The organism is Marinilabilia salmonicolor JCM 21150, from assembly GCF_000259075.1.
Lineage (GTDB): Bacteria > Bacteroidota > Bacteroidia > Bacteroidales > Marinilabiliaceae > Marinilabilia > Marinilabilia salmonicolor.
On sequence record NZ_AJKI01000006.1, the window covers coordinates 12,987 to 32,955 of the forward strand.

14 protein-coding genes are annotated in these 19,969 nt (G+C 42.9%); 2 read left to right on the forward strand and 12 right to left on the reverse strand.

Annotated features, from left to right (window positions below):
* Window positions 1-430: 430 nt before the first annotated feature.
* Window positions 431-925: a GNAT family N-acetyltransferase gene (locus W7W_RS0105005; protein ID WP_010662733.1), complete on the forward strand. Its 495-nt coding sequence runs from the start codon at window positions 431-433 to the stop codon at window positions 923-925.
* 1 nt (window position 926) lies between these two features.
* On the opposite strand, the gene W7W_RS0105010 is transcribed toward W7W_RS0105005, so the two are convergent.
* The 9 genes from W7W_RS0105010 to W7W_RS0105055 form a co-directional block, all read right to left on the reverse strand.
* Complete coding sequence (locus W7W_RS0105010; RefSeq protein WP_010662734.1) at window positions 927-3,038, reverse strand: amino acid permease; 2,112 nt, start codon at window positions 3,036-3,038, stop codon at window positions 927-929.
* A 75-nt stretch (window positions 3,039-3,113) separates the two neighbouring features.
* Window positions 3,114-3,485 carry a hypothetical protein gene (locus tag W7W_RS0105015; RefSeq protein ID WP_010662735.1) on the reverse strand — a complete coding sequence of 124 codons (372 nt, stop codon included), beginning with the start codon at window positions 3,483-3,485 and terminating at the stop codon, window positions 3,114-3,116.
* Between the two features lie 502 nt (window positions 3,486-3,987).
* Entirely contained in the window at window positions 3,988-4,545 is a 558-nt protein-coding gene (locus tag W7W_RS0105025; protein WP_025007208.1) for a 2-oxoacid:acceptor oxidoreductase family protein, read from the reverse strand.
* A gap of 115 nt (window positions 4,546-4,660) precedes the next feature.
* Window positions 4,661-5,428: a thiamine pyrophosphate-dependent enzyme gene (locus W7W_RS0105030; RefSeq protein WP_010662738.1), complete on the reverse strand. Its 768-nt coding sequence runs from the start codon at window positions 5,426-5,428 to the stop codon at window positions 4,661-4,663.
* A 4-nt stretch (window positions 5,429-5,432) separates the two neighbouring features.
* On the reverse strand, window positions 5,433-6,515 hold the full coding sequence (locus tag W7W_RS0105035; RefSeq protein WP_010662739.1) for a 3-methyl-2-oxobutanoate dehydrogenase subunit VorB: 1,083 nt from the start codon (window positions 6,513-6,515) through the stop codon (window positions 5,433-5,435).
* A gap of 41 nt (window positions 6,516-6,556) precedes the next feature.
* A complete protein-coding gene (locus tag W7W_RS0105040) occupies window positions 6,557-6,790 on the reverse strand; it encodes a 4Fe-4S dicluster domain-containing protein (protein ID WP_010662740.1) in 234 nt (77 codons plus the stop codon).
* Window positions 6,791-7,197: 407 nt separating this feature from the next.
* Window positions 7,198-8,514, reverse strand: coding sequence for an aminotransferase class I/II-fold pyridoxal phosphate-dependent enzyme (locus W7W_RS0105045; RefSeq protein WP_010662741.1), 1,317 nt, complete (start codon window positions 8,512-8,514; stop codon window positions 7,198-7,200).
* Complete coding sequence (locus W7W_RS0105050) at window positions 8,511-9,821, reverse strand: phenylacetate--CoA ligase family protein (RefSeq protein WP_010662742.1); 1,311 nt, start codon at window positions 9,819-9,821, stop codon at window positions 8,511-8,513. The genes W7W_RS0105045 and W7W_RS0105050 overlap by 4 nt, the downstream gene beginning before the upstream one ends.
* Before the next feature lie 7 nt (window positions 9,822-9,828).
* A complete protein-coding gene (locus W7W_RS0105055) occupies window positions 9,829-10,254 on the reverse strand; it encodes an amino acid-binding protein (protein ID WP_010662743.1) in 426 nt (141 codons plus the stop codon).
* A gap of 1,208 nt (window positions 10,255-11,462) precedes the next feature.
* Between W7W_RS0105055 and W7W_RS0105060 the strand changes: the two genes are divergently transcribed.
* Window positions 11,463-15,788 carry a translocation/assembly module TamB domain-containing protein gene (locus W7W_RS0105060; protein ID WP_238532126.1) on the forward strand — a complete coding sequence of 1,442 codons (4,326 nt, stop codon included), beginning with the start codon at window positions 11,463-11,465 and terminating at the stop codon, window positions 15,786-15,788.
* Window positions 15,789-15,950: 162 nt separating this feature from the next.
* Here W7W_RS0105060 and pgl read toward each other — a convergent pair whose 3' ends face one another.
* From pgl to hydE, 3 genes are all read right to left on the reverse strand, one after another.
* Complete coding sequence (gene pgl, locus W7W_RS0105065) at window positions 15,951-16,652, reverse strand: 6-phosphogluconolactonase (protein WP_010662745.1); 702 nt, start codon at window positions 16,650-16,652, stop codon at window positions 15,951-15,953.
* 167 nt (window positions 16,653-16,819) lie between these two features.
* A complete protein-coding gene (zwf, locus tag W7W_RS0105070) occupies window positions 16,820-18,334 on the reverse strand; it encodes a glucose-6-phosphate dehydrogenase (RefSeq protein WP_010662746.1) in 1,515 nt (504 codons plus the stop codon).
* A 318-nt stretch (window positions 18,335-18,652) separates the two neighbouring features.
* Window positions 18,653-19,741, reverse strand: a complete 1,089-nt coding sequence (gene hydE, locus W7W_RS0105080) for a [FeFe] hydrogenase H-cluster radical SAM maturase HydE (protein WP_010662748.1) — start codon at window positions 19,739-19,741, stop codon at window positions 18,653-18,655.
* Between the last annotated feature and the right edge of the window lie 228 nt (window positions 19,742-19,969).

Genomic DNA, 19,969 nt, shown 5'->3' on the forward strand with positions numbered 1-19,969 from the left:
CAACTGGCACATTCTGAGTTGACACATAACTTTTTACAAAATTTCCCCCACTTTATAGACGGGCACTATTTAATCTGGCCCCATACCTGGTGATAAACCATTATTTAAAACCCCAACCAAAAAAATTGACACAAAAAAGAACCATTCACATTACAAATTCATTATCTTTAAACCTCATAGACAAAAAACAATCACCGACATGCGATTTAAAAAGAAACCGCACTACAAAAACATTGTACCGGGAATCGTTATTGTTTTGCTGGCATTGTGCTCAATCCACCTAACCGATATTTCATTTTTATGGTCAGGTTTTTTTATGGGTTTTGGAACAGTGCTCTTTTTAAACGGGTTTCTGGAAAGCAAAAAAGAATCAAAAGGAGTTCGTCTTTTTAGCAAAAGGACCAATCACAAATAGATAACAAAGCAAGTTATGGAAATTAAATTCGAGAAAGCCACCCTAAATGATTTGGTGGCCATTAAAGAAATATACGACTACTACATCACCGAAACCACCGCAACCTTTCATACACATCCGGTAAGCTTTGAAGAACTCAGGGAAATTATACCTTTCTACAACAAGAAATACCCCTCCTTCATCGTAAAAGCTGACGGAAAAACAGCCGGATACTGCTACCTATCTCAGTTTAAAAAACGGCAGGCCTATGACAGAACTGCAGAGGCAACCGTTTATCTGAAACCGGAATACTGTGGTCAGGGAATTGGCTTTAAAACCGTCAGTTTTTTGGAAAAAGAGGCTTTAAAACGTGATATCAAAGTATTGCTTGGAACCATTACCGGAACCAATGAAAACAGCATCCGTCTCTTTGCAAAGTGCGGATTTGAAAAATGTGCTCACTTCAAGCAGGTCGGTCAAAAATTCAACGAATTGCTGGATGTGGTAATTTATGAGAAAATACTGGAATAATCTATTGTTTCAGATACTTATCAAACAGTTGCGCAATTGACTTTGGCTCCCCAATCAAAGTCAATGCGTCGTGTTCTTCCAGTACTGTATCTCCATGTGGAGCAAATGTTTCCGAATCACGCTCCACCAGGGCTACAAGTACATCGGGTGGAAGAGACAGTTCCTTTAGTTTTTTACCTACCAGTTCGAACTGAGCCGACTGAGGCAACAACCTCACGGTAAAGAATCGTTCGTTGTGCAACAAATACTCTTTGATTTTACGATGACTCTTATGATCGAACATCTCTTCCACAAACTCATCACGCTCAATAATATCCACCAGCCTCGAAAGCATTCGCAGTTGTTGACGTGAATCACTTGGCGGATTAACCAAAAAGAAGAAAATGCGAATATAATCCTCCGAAGATATTCCCCCCTTGCCAACAGGCTTACGCACTCCTCTGCTCGACAAAACAATATGCAGGGAGGGATGATCAACCCCCTCGCTTTTTGCATACAAGATGGAAACTTCCGGGATAATAAGCGCCGGTTCTATTGCCGAAGTCGTTAAGAAATCATTGACCAATGTCTCTTTTCCGGCATGCATTTCAGTAGAAAAGACTTCTGCCACATGAGCTACCAGTTCATCAAATTCCACATCCTTCTCCAAGGAAGTAATCCGGGCTCTTGTGATAGTCTCATCAAAAGGATCGCCATGCCGGAGTCCTTTCTCTTTAAGGATGGTCATAAACTCATTTTCCAATTCGGAGTACTGATACTTGCCTAAAAGAGCAAACCAGTGAAAAATCGCACCTTCGCGCTTCACCTTCTCCCTGGCGTAATAGTAATACCATAAAAACGAAAGAAGCGTAACGATACCACTAAATATAACTGCCATCCACCCCATGTAAACAATCAAAACCAGAGAGACAAATATTCCGGCAATTTGCATTCCCGGATACCAGGGAGATTTATACCCCGGGTCGTATGACTCTATATTACTCTTCCGGAATACGATAACCGAAAAATTAATCAGCATAAAAATAAAAAGCTGAAAAGCACTGGCAAGCTTTGCAATTCCCTCCTCCGAAACAACGAGAATAAGAAAGAGAATCAACCCTGAGGTAAACAATATGGATAGAATCGGAGTCCCTGAATTTCCAACCCTGGCAAATCGCGGCGGAAAAAGTTTATCCCTGGCCATGGCGAAAGGGTAACGTGAGGAAGAGAGCAAACCTGCATTACCTGTAGAAGCAAAAGCAGCCATGGCAGCCCCGACCATCAGATAAGCACCTGTCTGCCCCGGCATCCATTTAAAAAGTTGCTTGGCAGCAGTTGCTGCCGGTGCAAGTTCATTGGCAAAATCCTCTGGATCAATCAATGCCACCATCACAAAAACACCCAGAAAATATATGACACTGGTAATAACCAATGACAACAACATTCCCAATGGAATATTCCTTTCGGGATTTTTAATTTCCTCTGCCACACTTGCCACCTTGGTCAATCCCAGGTATGAAACAAATACAAAACCTGCAGTGGTAATAATCCCTTCAATACCATCGGTGAAAAAAGGACTAAAATGATCATTGGCTGACGGACCGTCAATCCTTTCGGTGAAGAAAACGGTGTACAATCCATCAAAAATAAATCCCCCCAAAACAACCAGAAGGAAAATAATAAAAAAATTCTGAAGCCCCGATGTTTTCTTGGCTCCAATAAGGTTTAGTCCGGTAAAAACCATTGTTGCCGCCACCGCAACCAACTGAACAGGGACATCCCAAAAGATAGCCGCATAGGCTCCAATACCAATAATGGCAAAAGCAGTCTTAAAAACAAGAGAAAGATAAGTTCCCAACCCTCCGATGGTCCCCATCAGCGGTCCAAGACTTCTATCCAGAAAAAAATAGGCTCCTCCTGCACGTGGCAGCGCTGTGGCAATCTCGGCCATACTGAACATTGCAGGTAAGATAAGCAGCCCCGAAACAAGGTAAGCAACAAATACAGAAGGTCCGGTATATTGTGATGCCAGTCCGGGCAAAAGAAAAAAACCGGAACTAAACATAGCACCGGTGCTGATGGCAAAAACATCAAACAATCCCAACTCTTTTGTCAGCTTCTTTTTCCCTTCCATAGTTGTTATTTAATGCTATAAACCCATAAGTACGCCTCATTGTTCGGGCCCAATGCACAAATTAAAACCAAATAATCAGACACTCAGCTCCTTAATCAAATCCGAAATTTTGGCAATGATATTGTTCGACAACTTTTCCATTCTTTGTCGGAGCTCCAGGTGCTCATCAAAATACTGATGATCGGGAGTAATCGGAAAATCTTTGTTGTAATATTGAAGTTCCTGTTCCTGAGTTTTAATGCGGCCTGTCATTTTTTTTATCTGATCTTCCCACTCGTCCAGAATCATCTCCTCCACTGCATTGAGTTCCTTTTTCCCCTTACCTCCCGCAATTTCATTATTGCGTTCCCTGATAATTTTCAAATCCCGAAGAAACCACTCCAGGTGGTTCTTCCACATTTTATATTCAAAATCAAGATCGATGAGATGTATTTTTCCTTCTTTCATAACGTTTTTTTTTACCTGATTAATTCATGAATTATTGTGATGAGATGGTCAAACAACAAAAAATATGGACAACCGCAGATGAAATTGATGAGGGAAATAGTGAACTATTTTCAAATCAATTTTATCGAGGACGTTCATATTTCTCAGGTGGTTGATCATTGTAATAAATTATTTATGAATTATTCAGGTTTAGTGGACTATGCTGTTTCAAGATACTATTTTTTTCAAAAAAAAACACGAAAAATCCGGCCCTCACAACACAACACTCATAAAAATCAGTGTAAAGTTGTAATGACCGCATTTTTCGTGTTATTGAGAAATCATAGTCTTAGCAAGAAAACACCAACTACTTGATTATTATCATCTTTGAATCAGTCATTTACGAAAAACAAAACTCCGTGGATCCATCCCGATGAATCGGGACGAAAGCTTCGTATTTGATGCTTGCTTATCAAAGACTGAAAAAACATGACTTCTCTTGTTGGCCCTATTTACAAAATACTCAAGCCTTAACCACAGTCACTTCCTTAACAATTTCCACCCCGCGTTGAATGGCTTTTTCATTCATCGGAATGAGATGGTGGTGACGTTCGGGAAGTGATTTCTTCAATCCTTTAAGAACATTCTCCATCTCAACCACAGGCTTAATTTTAAGGAAAGCTCCCAAAACAATCATGTTAAAAGTTTTGGCTGATTTCAGTTGCGCTGCTTCTTCGGCGGCTTCAATTTTATAAATATTGATGTCCTCTCTTTCGGGATGACGGGTAATGCCATTGGGATCGTACAAAAGCAGGCCACCGGGCTTAACCAATGGCTCAAACTTATCCATCGACTGTTGATTCAAAATAATGGCTGTATCAAAAGCATGCAAGATCGGGGAGCTTATGCGGTTATCGCTCAAAACAACGGTAACATTGGCTGTTCCTCCGCGCATTTCGGGCCCGTAAGAGGGCATCCAGGTCACCTCCTGCCCCTGCATCACTCCAGAATAGGCAAGAATCTTACCCATGGACAAAACGCCCTGGCCGCCAAATCCTGCTATTATTATTTCTTCCTTCATAACAAACTGTTTTTTGAGACTCCCCACAACCATCTGTCAAATCAATACATTTAGACGGGTCAGGGGAAACCACAAATGTTCTGTTAAATATTAAACCGGAATTTTCTCCGGAGTTTTAAACGTCTTTAATATCACCCAGTGGATAAAATGGGAACATGTTCTCTTCCATCCAGTTGTTGGAATCCACAGGATTCATTTTCCACCCGGAGTTGCAGGTGGAAACCACTTCAACAAATGAAGTTCCGGTTTTATCCTTCTGCTTCTCAAACGCTTTCCGAATGGCTTTCTTGGTTCGTCTTACTGCAGCAGCTGTATGTACTGCCTGCCGTGTAACAAAGTTGGTTCCGGGAAGCTGAGCCACAATTTCAGTAATCTTCAAAGGATTACCATCCGTTTTGGGATCACGTCCAAACGGACAAGTGGAAGCTTTCATTCCCTCCAGAGTGGTAGGAGCCATCTGACCACCAGTCATCCCGTAAATACCATTGTTGATGAATATCATCACCATATTCTCACCACGGTTACAGGCATGAATGGTTTCAGCCGTACCGATGGCTGCAAGGTCTCCATCTCCCTGATAGGTCACCACATATCGATCGGGACGCAACCTTGAGATGGCTGTTCCCAAAGCGGGTGCCCGTCCGTGGGCAGCCTCCTGCCAGTCGATGGCCAGGTAATTGTAGATAAACACGGAGCAACCCACCGGAGCAACCCCAATGGTTTTGTCCTGAATACCCATCTCCTCTATGACTTCAGCCAGAAGTTTATGAACAACACCATGGCTACAGCCCGGACAATAGTGCATTACTTTATCGGTCAGAACACTGCTTTTTTTATGAACGATGTTCTCCGCTACTTTGATATCTTCAGTTATTTCAGCCATTGTCTTATCCTCCAATCAGTTTTTGTTCCAGAGCCTCGGCAACCTCATCGGGCGAATGAACAACTCCGCCGTAACGTCCAAAGTGCTCTACTTTTACTTTTCCTTCTACTGCCAGCCTTACATCTTCCACCATTTGTCCGCTACTCATCTCCACAGACAAAATACCTTTCATCTTTGGAGCCAGTCGCTGAATCTCCTTTGTGGGGAATGGATAAAGTGTTATGGGACGCAAAAGCCCAACTTTGATGCCCTTTTCCCGGAGTATTTCGATGGCTGCAGCAGAAATACGGGCACTGCTTCCATAGGCGACAATCAGATAATCTGCATCATCCACACTGGTTGTTTCAAAACGCACCTCCTTTTCCTCCAGTTCACGGTATTTTACCTGAAGCCGGTGATTAAACTGCTCATGAGCCTCAGAATCGAGCTCAACAGAAGTAATAATATTGTAATCGCGCGATTCGGGTTTTCCGGTTGTAGCCCAGGGATTCATTTGTGCAACCTCTTCATCGGTCCAGCGTTTTTGCTGAGGTTTCAACTCCACTTTTTCCATCATCTGACCAATCATTCCGTCAGACAAAATCATTGCCGGATTGCGGTATTTGAATGCCAGGTCAAAGCCAAGCTCCACAAAATCTGCCATCTCCTGAACGGATGCCGGTGCCAGCACAATCAACTTGTAGTCGCCATGACCACCCCCTTTGACCGATTGGAAATAATCGGACTGAGAAGGCTGTATGGTGCCCAGTCCCGGTCCTCCGCGTACAACGTTGACCACCAGACAGGGAAGTTCTGCACCGGCCATGTATGATAATCCTTCCTGCATGAGACTGATACCCGGACTGGAAGAAGAGGTCATCACCCTTTTTCCGCAACCTGCCCCCCCATACAACATATTAATTGAGGCAGTTTCACTTTCGGCCTGGAGAACGACCATTCCGGTTGAATTCCATGGTTGCAATTCCATCAATTTCTCCATCACCTCCGATTGCGGGGTAATGGGATATCCGAAATACCCATCGGCTCCACAGCGAATTGCTGCCTCGGCAATGGCTTCATTGCCTTTCATTAACCTTAGTTCACTCATTTGCTTAATATTTCTTTGATTCTGACCTGCTTGATAATAAATCAGGCCATTTCAACTTTTTTACGATAAACTGTAATACAACTATCCGGACAAACCAATGCACAATTGGTACATCCGTTGCAAGCATCCGGATTTGCCATATATGCATAATTATACCCTTTGCCGTTCACCTCGTCTGCCAGGGCGATCACATCTGTCGGGCAGGCTTCGACACAAAGTGAACAACCTTTACAGGTTTCAATGTCCACCTCTATTGCTCCAATCATTTTAGCCATAACAAAATTTGTTTTTTCTTAAAACTATATTACGAATTTAGAGAAAAATTGTAATTACGCTTCATGATTCTCGTCATTATTTCCTATAAACAAAGCGAATATAATGTCTTACAATTTGTAAGTTCATCGAAAATCAGAGAGTTAAGATTCTTGTTTATATACATTCTATATTTCGCTGCTCTCTATACCTGAGCAGATGAAACGAGCATGATATTTTTTTAAGCATTAATATCACAAGATAATATGTTAAAAAAATATTATGCGAGAGCGAAGCGGTTCCATCCGATCTTAATAAGCAAATTTTATACGGATGAAACGAGCATGGAGCTTTGATTTTTCCAATCAGCCACAAAAGGGCATGTATAAAAGAATCGCGAGTTCCATCAGACCAATGACTTAGATTAATTTTATACTGATGAAAACTGTTGCAAACGTTTGGCAAGGTCCCCCATCCGCTCTTTGGAGGTATGAGAAACACAAATCCGCAAGCCTTCTTTTCTGGAACTGCCTGTTGTATCGAGTGTTATCGCACTTATCCCATAGCGCAGCAACTGCCCCAAAAGCTCTTCTCCGGTCATTCCGGGGTAACTAATGGTAAAATAGAAACCATCAGCCACATCCTGATCCTCATCTTTATCATACACCAACTGAAAACCATTGTCCCTAAAATGCTTTTTCATAATTGAGGCCCGCTCTCCATACTCTTTTACGTAACTGCGAAAATCAAAATCACCGTCATTCACGGCTTTTAACAAAGCGGCAAAACCAAGCTGTGGTGAGTGGGCAGTACCGGCGGTAGTGCAATAAAGAGCATCCTGAAGAATGGCTGTCCCAAAGCGATCCGAATTAAAAACACTGGCAAGGTGAGGATACGACTTTCCAAACAATGCATCTGAAATCAGCAAACCTCCAATACGTTGTCCTGCATAACTAAATATTTTTGAACTGGAAAAGAGCAACACATAATTGTCCGTATATCGCGCAACCGTAGGCTGATGTGGAGGCTTGCCGGGAACACCGTAATTGTGCCGGAAATCCATGCCAAAATAAGCCAGATCTTCCATCACAATCACATCATACTCATTGGCAAGGTCACCGATAATCTTCAACTCTTTATCGGTAAAACAAATCCATGCCGGATTATTGGGATTGGAATAGAGAAATGTACTGATATTCCCTTTCTTGAGGTAGCTTTCCAACTTTTCACGAAGCTTTTCTCCCCTGTAGTTGTAAATATCAAAATTCTCATATTTCATGCCCTGAACAGCTATCTGGCGCTTATGCACCGGAAATCCGGGATCGATAAACAAAGTGGTATCTTTCTCAGGATCACGCTTATTGGCGACCATAAAAGTCACAAACGACGCTTGCATGGATCCAACAGTCGGGATACAGGAAGCAGCATCTATATCAACATTCAGGAAAAGCCGGGCAAAACGGGACAGCTCCTTTTTTAATTCCGCACGCCCTTCGATGGGCGGATAGACGGATGTCACCCCTTCTTTCATGGCAGCAATTTCAGCCAAAACTCCGGACTCAGGAGTATTAAGTCCCGGAACCCCCATTTCGGTACGGATGTAAGATTCACCACTTATTTCCTGCAACCGATTCACCAGTTGCACAATTTGCCTGATGGTACAAAAAGCAAGACTTTTTATGCCCAGCTCCCGGCGCAATTCCTGCATTTTCGCTTCAGAAACCGGAAAAGGAGTGTTTTGTGTCATTTCAGTTTTCTTTTATCAATTACTCTTTTAGCTTTTCCCTCACTGCGTTCGATGGTTTTAGGTTCCACCAGCTTGACGTTCACACTGAGACCAATGGTACTCTCTATCTGATTTTTAATTTTCTTACCCAGATTCTGAAGTTCACTGATTTTGTCCTGATAAAAACGGTCTTCAACTTCCACATGAAGCTCCAGGGTATCAAGATTATTAATCCTGTCCACCACCAATAAATAATGAGGGGTAGTTTCGTCCATTTCAAGCAACACACTTTCAATCTGTGAGGGGAAAAGATTCACCCCACGAATAATCAGCATATCATCACTTCTCCCCGTACACTTATCCATTCGCACCAATGTTCTGCCACACCTACAGGTATCGTAATGCAATCGGGTAAGATCCCGGGTCCGGTAACGGATGATGGGCAATCCCTCCTTGGTCACTGTTGTGAAAACCAATTCCCCAAGCTCGCCTTCCGGAAGCGGCTCCAGTGTTTCGGGATCAATAATCTCGGGTATAAAGTGGTCTTCATTGATGTGAAGTCCGTTTTGGTATTCACAATCAAAAGAAACTCCGGGACCGATAATTTCGCTCAACCCGTAAATATCAAAAGCCTTAATCTTCAGTTTTTTCTCAATCTCACGACGCATATTATCCGTCCATGGTTCAGCACCAAAAATGCCAACTCTGAGCTTCAGATCCTCCCGGGATATATCGCTTTCATCGATGGCCTCAGCGAGATAGGATGCATAGGATGGTGTGCAGGCCAGCACCGTGGAACCAAAATCATTCATGAGTTGAAGCTGCTTTCTGGTATTTCCCCCGGAAATAGGGATAACCGATGCCCCCACCTTTTCACCTCCGTAATGAAGTCCCAGACCACCGGTAAACAATCCGTAACCGTAAGCAATCTGAATAAAATCCTTATTGGTGACACCTGCTGCCGTAAGGGTACGCGCCATTACTTCCGACCAGACTGCAATGTCACGTCTTGAATACCCAACTACGGTGGGGCGGCCGGTCGTTCCTGAGCTTGCATGCAGACGAATAATTTCGCTCATGGGCAGGGCAAATAAACCAAAGGGATAATTGTCGCGCAGATCCTGCTTGGTCGTAAAAGGAAGTTTTTGAAGATCATCAACCGACTGAATATGCTCGGGACCAACTCCTTTTTCCTGCATTTTAGCTCTGTAATAAGGTACGTTAAAATAGACCCGTTCCACCACTTCCCGTAAACGCTCACTCTGAAGGGTTCTCATCGGTTCTCTCGGCATCGTTTCAAAATGCCGGTTCCATATCGATATTTCCATAAGTTCTTTAAAATTTGTAGAGATCACTTGCTGAAATCAACTCCATCTCATGTTTCTGAAACTCATCCACCGCCCTTTTGGCATCATCAGGACGCAAAACAATAAAAGACTTGTCGCCCGGTGAAAACCCATACAGGTATTCAATACCAATACCGGCATCAGCAAGTATTTTTAGCGCTCTGGAGAGCGCGCCCGGAGAATTGGGAGCAGCAAATGAGATGACCTCACTCACATTCACTGAAAACAAATTTTCCTTAAGAATTTCTCTTGCTTTCACAGGCTCGGAAGGAATTAACCGAAGAATCCCAAATTCGGAGGTATCAGCCATACTACAGGCAGATACGTTAATTTTGGCTTTGCCAAGAATCTCAAATACTTCATGTAATCTCCCTGAACGATTTTCCAGAAAAACCGACAGTTGTTCGATAATCATAACTATGATTTTTTAGGCCTGATGTATCCAATATTATCCGACGGTCAGTAATTAGTTCTACAAGGTTTCAGCAATCACTGACATCCGAAAGGATGAAAAGTTTTACAAAAAATCCCTGTTTGTTTTCCAGTGAAAGAACCTCTGACCGGACCAATTGGAAATGATCAGGTAGGTTAAAATGACGGGGAAATTACAAATTTTTAACAACTTTTATTGAACAAAAAAGGTTTTTCTTAAGCCTGGTTTATTGTCTTCGTCCATCTTCGATTCATGAGCTTTCGTCATAAAATGTTCAATTGCCAATAAATACCGGCACTCGCAAAGAAAATTGATGCAGGAAACGGGTCCCGAATGTTCGGGATGAGTTCCATCCGACCATAATAAATAAATTTAATACGGATGAAATAGTGAACTATTTTCAATTCAATTTTATTGAGGACGCATGTACTTTTTACAAACTTTCCCGACTTTATAGACGGGCACTACTTAGCAGCTAATTGAACATTGCAATTGATGATTTTTGGATAAATCAGTACTCCGAAAAGCAGGGCTTTTCCTTTTAAAGGAATAGTTTTTAAAAGGCCGAAGGTCTTTAAGCAATAGCCTGGGGCAACGTCCCGGGAAAATTGTAATAAATATTCCCCCCTCTCATTCTTTCAGCCTGTTTAGACCTTACCTGTCTTCTGTATTTTGTAGGTTAATATTTCCCGAAGAAACCGACTATTCTGCAATTGGTCATATTTTCACAAGATCCAATTTTTTTCATTGGTGTCCGGTTAAGAAATTGAGATTGCTTCACTACGGTAGAAATGACGGGCCTTTGCAGGATATTGAGGGTTGGTGGGGGTTGATTTTCAGCTTTGCCGAAAATCAACCCCCACCAACCCTTCTTAGAACCTTCAAGACAGAGTTATTGCGACTGCAAGGAAAGAAGCAGGAAGCAATCTCCTTTTCAAATAATAGTTTTTTCCGAACAATAGTGATTTTTTTTTCAAATCTATCTGCCTTTTTATTAGAAATCTTTGGCTCTTTGCACTATTTTTGCATATAATAGTACAAAATTCAAAAATCCTGCCCCAAACCGCTCAAAAAGACATCACCATAAAAGCCCGAAAGACATCAAAAGTTACAACAAAATAGTTTACATCATTCTTCTTGTAATCATTGGATTACCGCTTCTCGGCTCCCTCATTTTCATGTTGCCCGGGGTGCAAACCCGTGTTGTAAACAGTGTGACCAACCGGCTGAGCCACGATTTAAACACGGAAATATCTATCGGACGCATTCAGGCGCTGCCCTTTTCCGGTATCCGTTTGAGTAATTTTCTGGTGCGCGATCTCCACAACGACACCCTCATGTTTGCTCCCCGTGTTCATTCTGAAATAGATTACTTTTCATTTTTCAAGAAACACATTTTTCTGGGAAGGGTAAAAATCACCTCACCTACTCTCAATCTGAAACAAGAGGGCGAAGCAATGAACTTTACCTTCTTATTGGATTCTCTTAAAAAAAACCGACCGGACACCATCCAGTGGCATTATTCGGTCCGTGGTGTGGACATCGAAAATGGCAGGATCTCCCTATCCAACGACATCTTCAAAAATGAATCCTTCAAAGTAAACGAGCTCTCCTTCTCAGAACTAAACCTTAGCGCCACAAGAACTTCAACCGTGGACGACTCACTTGATTTTGCACTCGAAAACCTGAGCCTGATTGAAAAAAACGGACTAAAAATAACAGGAGCAGGTGCCGAAGGGAAAATTCGGGAAGACAAAATCAGTATAAAAGATTTCTTTCTGACAACAGACAAATCAGACCTGAGCATCAAGGAGTTGGAATTTACAAGAAATCCATCTGACACAGGCCCTTCTGCTGAACAACGTTTTCATACCCACCTGGATAAGTTGCTTATCTCGCCAAAAGAAATCGCCCTTTATCTCCACGATATCCCCATCACGGGTCACCCCATAATTCTATCAGGAGACATATCGGGTTCTCTCCGCAACATTAATGGCAGAAACATCGTTCTCTCGGCCGGACGACACACACGACTGAAAACATCCTTTGATTTGACCGACCTGAGTAATTTCAGGGAAACCTTCATTTTCATGAAGATTGAGCAGCTTCAGACCACTTCGGAAGACATTCTTCGTTTTTCAAAAAAAACGGACAATCCACCTGCGGTTCTGGAAAATCTGGGAATGATTCACTATTCCGGCAACCTAACCGGCTTTTTCAGTGATATGGTGGCTTTTGGAACCTTCGACACAGAATTCGGATCCCTCAGCACTGATATTGGTGTAAAATTCAATACCGAAGATGGAATTTCTTTCAACGGAGCTCTCACAACCAACAACTTCCGGGCAGGGACAGCACTTGGCAATAAAAACAACCCTGGAAATCTGAATATGAATGTGGAAATCAACGGGTTCTGGAAAAACAAAAAAAGTTATTTTGCCTACCTGATGGGCGATATCAACTCCTTTGAGTGGAACAAATACATCTATCAGGACATCAACATCAACGGACTATTTACCTATCAACGGTTCGATGGATCGGTGGAGATGCAGGACCCCAACGGGTTTTTCCGCTTCGATGGTGAGATTGATGCATCAGGAGAAATTCCGGCCTTCCTTTTTAATGCCGAACTGAAAAATGTAATGCCCGACAGACTTCAACTGATTCCTTCCATGAAGGATGCTGTGGTCACACTTTCCGCAGCAGCAAATTTCCAGGGCGGTAACATCGACAATCTGGCAGGAAAAATCAACATCACTGAAGGCCTGATTTATACTCCTGAAACTTCCCTATCTTTGGATTCTCTTTCTCTTCATGCCTTCCGTGAAGACACCATAAAAAAAATTGAACTCCGGTCAAACTTTATCGATGGAAACATCTCCGGACTTTACAACTTCTCGAAATTCCGCCAGTCATTTCTCGACATGGCTTCTCATTTTGTACCTTCACTTACCAACAGAAAACCAGGAAGAGACTTACCTAAAAATATTTTCAACTTCGAATTTAACTTCAATGGTTTCGACAGAGCAGCAGCCATTTTCCTCCCCGGACTTGATGCTGCGGCTTCAGGCATCTTAAAAGGAAATGTTGATTCCGAAAACAAAATTCTCAATATTGATGTGAGCTTCGAAAAAATCGAATACCAGGGAATTTCAGCCTCAGACATTGAACTTCACACCAACACAATCAACAGCAAAGAGATGGAGGTCATTCTCAGAACATCCAGAATAGAAAGAGACAATACTGTTGCCCTCTACAACTTTTCGGTTCACAACAAAGCCTCGCAGGACACATTGGCTGTGAATATATTCTGGAACAACTGGGATGAAGTAACCAACAGCGGAGCCATTTATACAACCACCTCCTTCAGAAGAGACAAGAACAAAAGGTTTTACTCCGACATCCGTTTAGCCCCTTCAACTGTCATTCTTCAGGACTCTGTCTGGAATATCAGTGAAGCGCGTGGCATGATAACCCCTTCCTCATTCAGCATTCAGGGACTGGAAATTAATCATTCCAGACAGCGTTTGGCACTCAACGGCTTTTTACACAAAAAGTCAATGGATGGAATGAGACTGGAGATGGACAACATTGATTTGGCCCAGTTCATTGGAGAATCTAGCAAGTTTAAACACCGATTTGGCGGAACTGCTGATGGCAGCATAGAGCTCAAAAACTTTTACCGGACACCGCTATGGACCGCTAATTTTTCCATTGATCAGTTTAGTTTTAACAATGATACCATCGGATTCTTTACGCTTGGCTCCAGGTGGGATGCAGATAAAAGTGAACTGGAAGTCAACACCTCCGTCCTCAAAGATAATCACAGACCATTGGTGGGGTCAGGATACATCAATCCCACAGAAAACAAAATGGACATTGATTTGCAACTGGACCGTTTTGAAATAAATTTCCTAAGCACTTTTATTGGCAACATACTTCAGGATCTGGACGGAACAGCATCCGGAAACCTTTTTCTGGCAGGACAACTGACGAAACCGCTTCTATCAGGAAAAATTAAGGTGGACGAAGGCACCTTTAACGTTGACCTGTTACAGACCAGCTATGAAATAAAGGATTCGGTATGGTTTTACCCAAACGAAATCAGGTTCCGGGACCTGACAGTTAAAGACAGACACGGCAAAGAGGGTAAATTCAGGGGATCCATTTATCACGAGAGTTTTTCCAATATGGTGTATAACCTCCAGATGGATGTAAACGATATGCTGGTGCTGGACACAAAACTAAAAGACAACCCCTATTATTACGGAACAGTCTATGCCAACGGACAAATGATGGTGACAGGCACCACACAAAATATCGAATTGAACATCGAAGGTGAAACCCTGGAAAACACACGTTTCTTCATCCCCATGGCCAATAAAGAAGAAGCAGTGCAAAGCAACTTCATCCAGTTTATCGGTGATGAAAAAAACGAAGAACAGATTACCATCAATACCAACACCGATGAATATAAGGTAGATCTTACAGGGCTTTCACTCAACATGGAGATTGATGTTACTCCTGAGGCCCGCATTGAAATTATTTTTGATTCTACTCTGGGTGATCTGCTGAGTGCTTCGGGAGACGGAAATATCCAGATTCAGATAGACAGACAGGGCAACATCAGTTTTTTCGGGGATTACATCATCGACCGGGGAGAATATCTTTTTTCACTCCAAAATCTGGTCAACAAAAAGTTTGACATCAACAAAGGCGGTGTCGTATCCTGGCAGGGAGATCCTTACAAGGCAAGAATCGACCTCACGGCGATCTACAAAGTCAAAGCTTCACTATCCGACTTAGTAGGCCCCATGGCTGGCAATTCCGGAAGCGAAGAATCCGGAGATATTCAACGGCGCATTCCGATCAACTGCAACCTGATGCTTAACGGGCCGCTTGAAAAACCGGGCATCAGATTCGGTTTGGAAGCACCGACGCTTACAGAAAGTCGGGAAAGTTATATTCTTGATTTCATTTCCACAGAAGACGAAATGAACAGGCAGGTTCTCTCCTTACTGGTTTTGAACAGATTCTACACACCCGAATATATGCGAATGGGCAGTGACCCCGGCTTACAGACCAACAATGCAGCTCTGGTAACAACCACCGAAATGCTGTCCAACCAACTCAGCAGGTGGCTTTCCAACATCAGTAACGATGTGGACATAGGTGTCAGTTACAGGCCGGAAGATAATATCTCCAGTGAGGAGATTGAAGTAGCTCTTTCCACTCAGATGTTCAACAATCGTGTGAGCATCAACGGAAATGTGGGATACGGAAAGTATCAAACCAACACCAGTAAAATGGTAGGTGATTTCGATATGGATGTAAAACTGAACCCAAGCGGAACCATTCGTGCAAAAGCCTACACCCGCTCCAATGATGACATCATCTACGAAACGTCGCCCACCACACAGGGAATCGGACTCTCATTCAAAGAAGAGTTTGACAAATTCACTGATTTGTTGCTCAAGTATTGGAAAGCCGTTACGGGGAAAAACAATAATAAATGATCAATTATCAATAAACAATCTTCAATGCATAATGAATCAGTGAATTAACATTCACTGATAACTGATCATTGGTAATTGGTAATTGATCACTGGTAATTGATCACTGGTAATTAATCATTGATCATTGGTAATTGATCATTGGCAATTGATCATTGGTTACTGTCAACTCCCGACAGCTTCCTGATCCAACAACCAGAGACTTTTATCCCGGTTAACACGGGCAGCCGGATATTTCATGTAATCATTCTTTTCATTAAGAATTTCATCCACTTTTTCTGCTTTATTCTTTCCGGTAACCAGAAAAATAACCTCACGGGAATTGTTGATTACTCTCCCGGTAAGGGTTACTCTTTTTTGTCCTGAAGTTGGATGTGTTCCTATTTCGCAAAGCTCTGATGAATCCCACAGGTCTATTTCATGCGGAAATATTGAAGCAGTATGACCATCATCCCCCATTCCCAACAAAACAATATCAAAAAAGGGCAATCCCTCTTTTTTGGGCAACTCTTTGTCAATTATTTCACGGTAATCCCGGAGGGCATCTTCAGGGGGCAGCTCACCCTTTATCCTGAAAATATTCTTTTCCGGAACAGGCAACAGAGAGAAGAGGTGCTGATGCGTCATCTTATAGTTACTCTCACCATCATCAGGTGGAACACATCGCTCATCACCCCAGAAAAACCGTATCCTTTCCCAGTCAACAGCATTGCTGTACTCCTGCGACAAAACATCAAAAATGGTCTCCGGAGTACTGCCTCCCGAAAGTGCTATGTTGATCTGCTCATTTTCCTGTGTCAGCGTGGAAAGATAATCGCCGAAAAAACGAGCCAGTTGCTGTTTTGAGTAAAAAATTTTCGTTTCCATAGTTTTATGTTTTTGGTATAGGGAATCCACTATATTGGTAATTGAAGGCCGTGAAATTTCACCGTTTCTCGGCTATTAATAGCTGAGGTGTTGGCAAATAAAGATAGGATATAACAATCTTTATAGTTCCAGGTCCCCTTTGGGGGGATATAGGGGGCCCTTCCCCTTTAAAGCTCACAGTAAAGGCCGTCAGACAAATTCTTACAAGGATATCTCCAGGTCATGTTTCCTTCAATCAGATCGTCACTAACATCGGGGCCCCAGGTACCACCGGGATAACCATGTACTTTAATGCAGGGGTTCTCTTTCCAGGCCTTTAATATGGGATCAATAAACTTCCAGGCTGCTTCCACCGCATCGCCACGTGAATAAAGCGTGGGGTCACCCAGCATACAATCCAGTAAAAGTCGTTCATAGGCTGAAGGCAAATAGGTATCGCCCAACTCAGAATAGTGGAAATCCATATTCACATCCTGCACCCGGAAACCTGCTCCGGGAACTTTCATCCCAAATTTCATCAACAAACCCTCATCGGGCTGAATCCTGATGACCAACTGGTTTTGCTGCCTCAGGATCTCTTTGTCTTCAGAAAAGAGGTGGTGCGGAGTGGATTGGAAATGAATCACAATCTCTGTGACCCGTGTAGGCAACATCTTCCCTGTGCGGATATAAAACGGAACACCTGCCCACCGCCAGTTATCGATAAAAAACTTCATGGCCACAAAAGTTTCTGTACGCGATTTGGGATCTACCCCCTCCTCCTGACGATAACCTTTCACCTCATTCCCCCGCACATTTGATTCTGTATATTGACCACGAATCACAAAATCCTCCACTTTATCTTTCGGAATGGGCCGCAACGACTGCAACACTTTCACAATTTCATTACGAATACTTTCCGCATTAACCAGGGTAGGTGGTTCCATTGCTACCAGACTGGACAACAGCAACAAGTGATTCTGTACCATATCACGCATGGCCCCCGAACCTTCGTAGTAGCCACCGCGTCCGCCAACCCCGATATCTTCGGAAGAAGTGACCTCCACATGATGGATGAAGTTCCGGTTCCACAACGGCTCAAATATTCCGTTGGAAAAACGGGTCACCAAAAGATTCTGTACGGTCTCTTTTCCCAGATAATGATCAATACGGTAAATCTGTTCCTCCTTAAAATATTTGAGCAAATCACAATTCAATTGCTGCGCACTTTCCAGATCATATCCAAAGGGTTTTTCCACAATCAGGCGACGAAAACCGGATTCACTTTTATTCAACCCCTGCTCCGCAAGAAATTTTGGCACTAAAGGATACATACTGGGAGGTGTGGCCAGATAGAATATAAAGTTACCATCAGTCCCTATATCCTTATCCAGTTCTTCCAGTCGGTTGCGGAAACCTTCGTATTCGCTGGCGTCTTTGGTATTGAATGAATAGTAATAAAGCTGATCCAGAAAATCATTGTGCTCATTCTCCTTTTTGGAGGCAAATTCTTTCACTCCGTCGATCATTTTATCCCGGAACTGCTCATCTGACAAATCCGTACGCCCCAGACCCAGGACGGCAAATTTTTCGGGCAACAATTCCTGATGATGAAGATCGGCCAGAGCAGGTATTAATTTTCGTTTGGTCAAATCGCCTGAAGCACCGAATATGACCAGTATGTGGTTTTTTGGTTTTTTCATTGTTTATATGTTGTTTTCCTGTATAGAATTAGATTCTTAATTGTTCCAGATTGCTCCCCAACCACCGATTGTGCAAAACCCCGGGAATCACTGGTAAATACCTCAAAAAACCTGAGGCATAATGCATCTATACCAGACCGGATATGGCCCCGGAGGGACCTAACAGTTTTAACACATCCACATTATTCCATAACATATTGATGTATTCACCAACAATCACTATTCCAACCGCCATAATTAAAGTCTGGCTATAAACTAATAAAAGTTTGGTTATAGTCATGTATCTGATCTCATTCAAAAACCCATCAGCACAATCACTCACCCCCTTGTCCGCCGAAAATAATGTTCTGAATCCCCCCATTGATCATATCCGGGAACCCGCCCAATCATTTCGAGGCGAATGGAGAGACAGTTGCTGCAATCATCAGCTCCTTCGTCGGTGCAGGGTTTGTTTTGATACAACAAATAATTACGCCGCTGGTTCGATGGAGTAATATTTGGCATAATAACATTGGCCCCGGCCTGCATGGCTTTTTCACGTCCCACGGGATCAATAGTCTGCATCGCTGTAGTAGCAGCAATGTTGATATCCGGCATCATCAACCGCAAGAGAGCCACCATATTAAGCGATGTCATAAAACGCTCCTGAAGCGGCCACAGAAGATTTTTTTTCGCATACAACGGGGTTTCCTCATGTTCAATATAAGGCCCCATTCCCACCATATCGATGTCAAAATTTTTCATAAAAAGGAGGTCTTCCGCAAGATGTTTCAATGTCTGCCCCGGCACTCCAATCATCACACCTGTTCCGGTTTGATAGCCCGCTTCCTGCAAACTCCTCAGGCATTGCAGCCTTTTCTCAAAATTATGCTTTTCATCGCTCGGATGTAACTGATGATAAAGGCTTTCATCAGAAGTTTCAATTCTTAAGAGATAGCGATGGGCTCCACTCTTATACCAACGTTGGTAAGTCTCCTCCGACTGCTCCCCCAAGGAAAGTGTGATTCCCAATTCTCCGTTGGTGGCAGACTTAATTTTCTTCAGCAGCTGATCGATCCGCTCCACAAATGCAGGGTCGTCACGTTCTCCGGATTGCAAAACCAATGAACCATATTTGTGCTCATAAGCAAAACGGGCCGCCTCCAGAATAGCGTCATCCGGAAGATCGTAACGATCGGTATTCCGGTTGCTTTTGCGAATACCGCAATAATAACAATCTTTGGTGCAAATATTTGAAAACTCCACCAGCCCGCGATAATAGACTTCATTGCCACGGTTGTTGAGAAGTGTCTCTCCTCCCATACTCAACAACTCTTTTTGTTCTTCTCCCCTTGAGGCCAGAAGTTTCTCAAGATTTTCCGCAGCCCAGTCAGCAGATAATATTATATTTTGAATCGTACTTTTCAATGAGATTTTCTTTTGACTTTTATTTCTTCGAAAATAATAAGAAAAACGGAGAAATGTTGTGTCCGGACTATTTGTAAATCTTTAAACTCTCATAACATTAGTAGTTGGCCCCCATTCGGGGACCCGATTCATTTGCACCAGCTGCCCCGAGTTGCACTCGGGGTTACTCAAATTGGCCCCTTTCAGGGACCGCTTTCAAATACCCGAAAGTCGCCACGCTAAAACGCC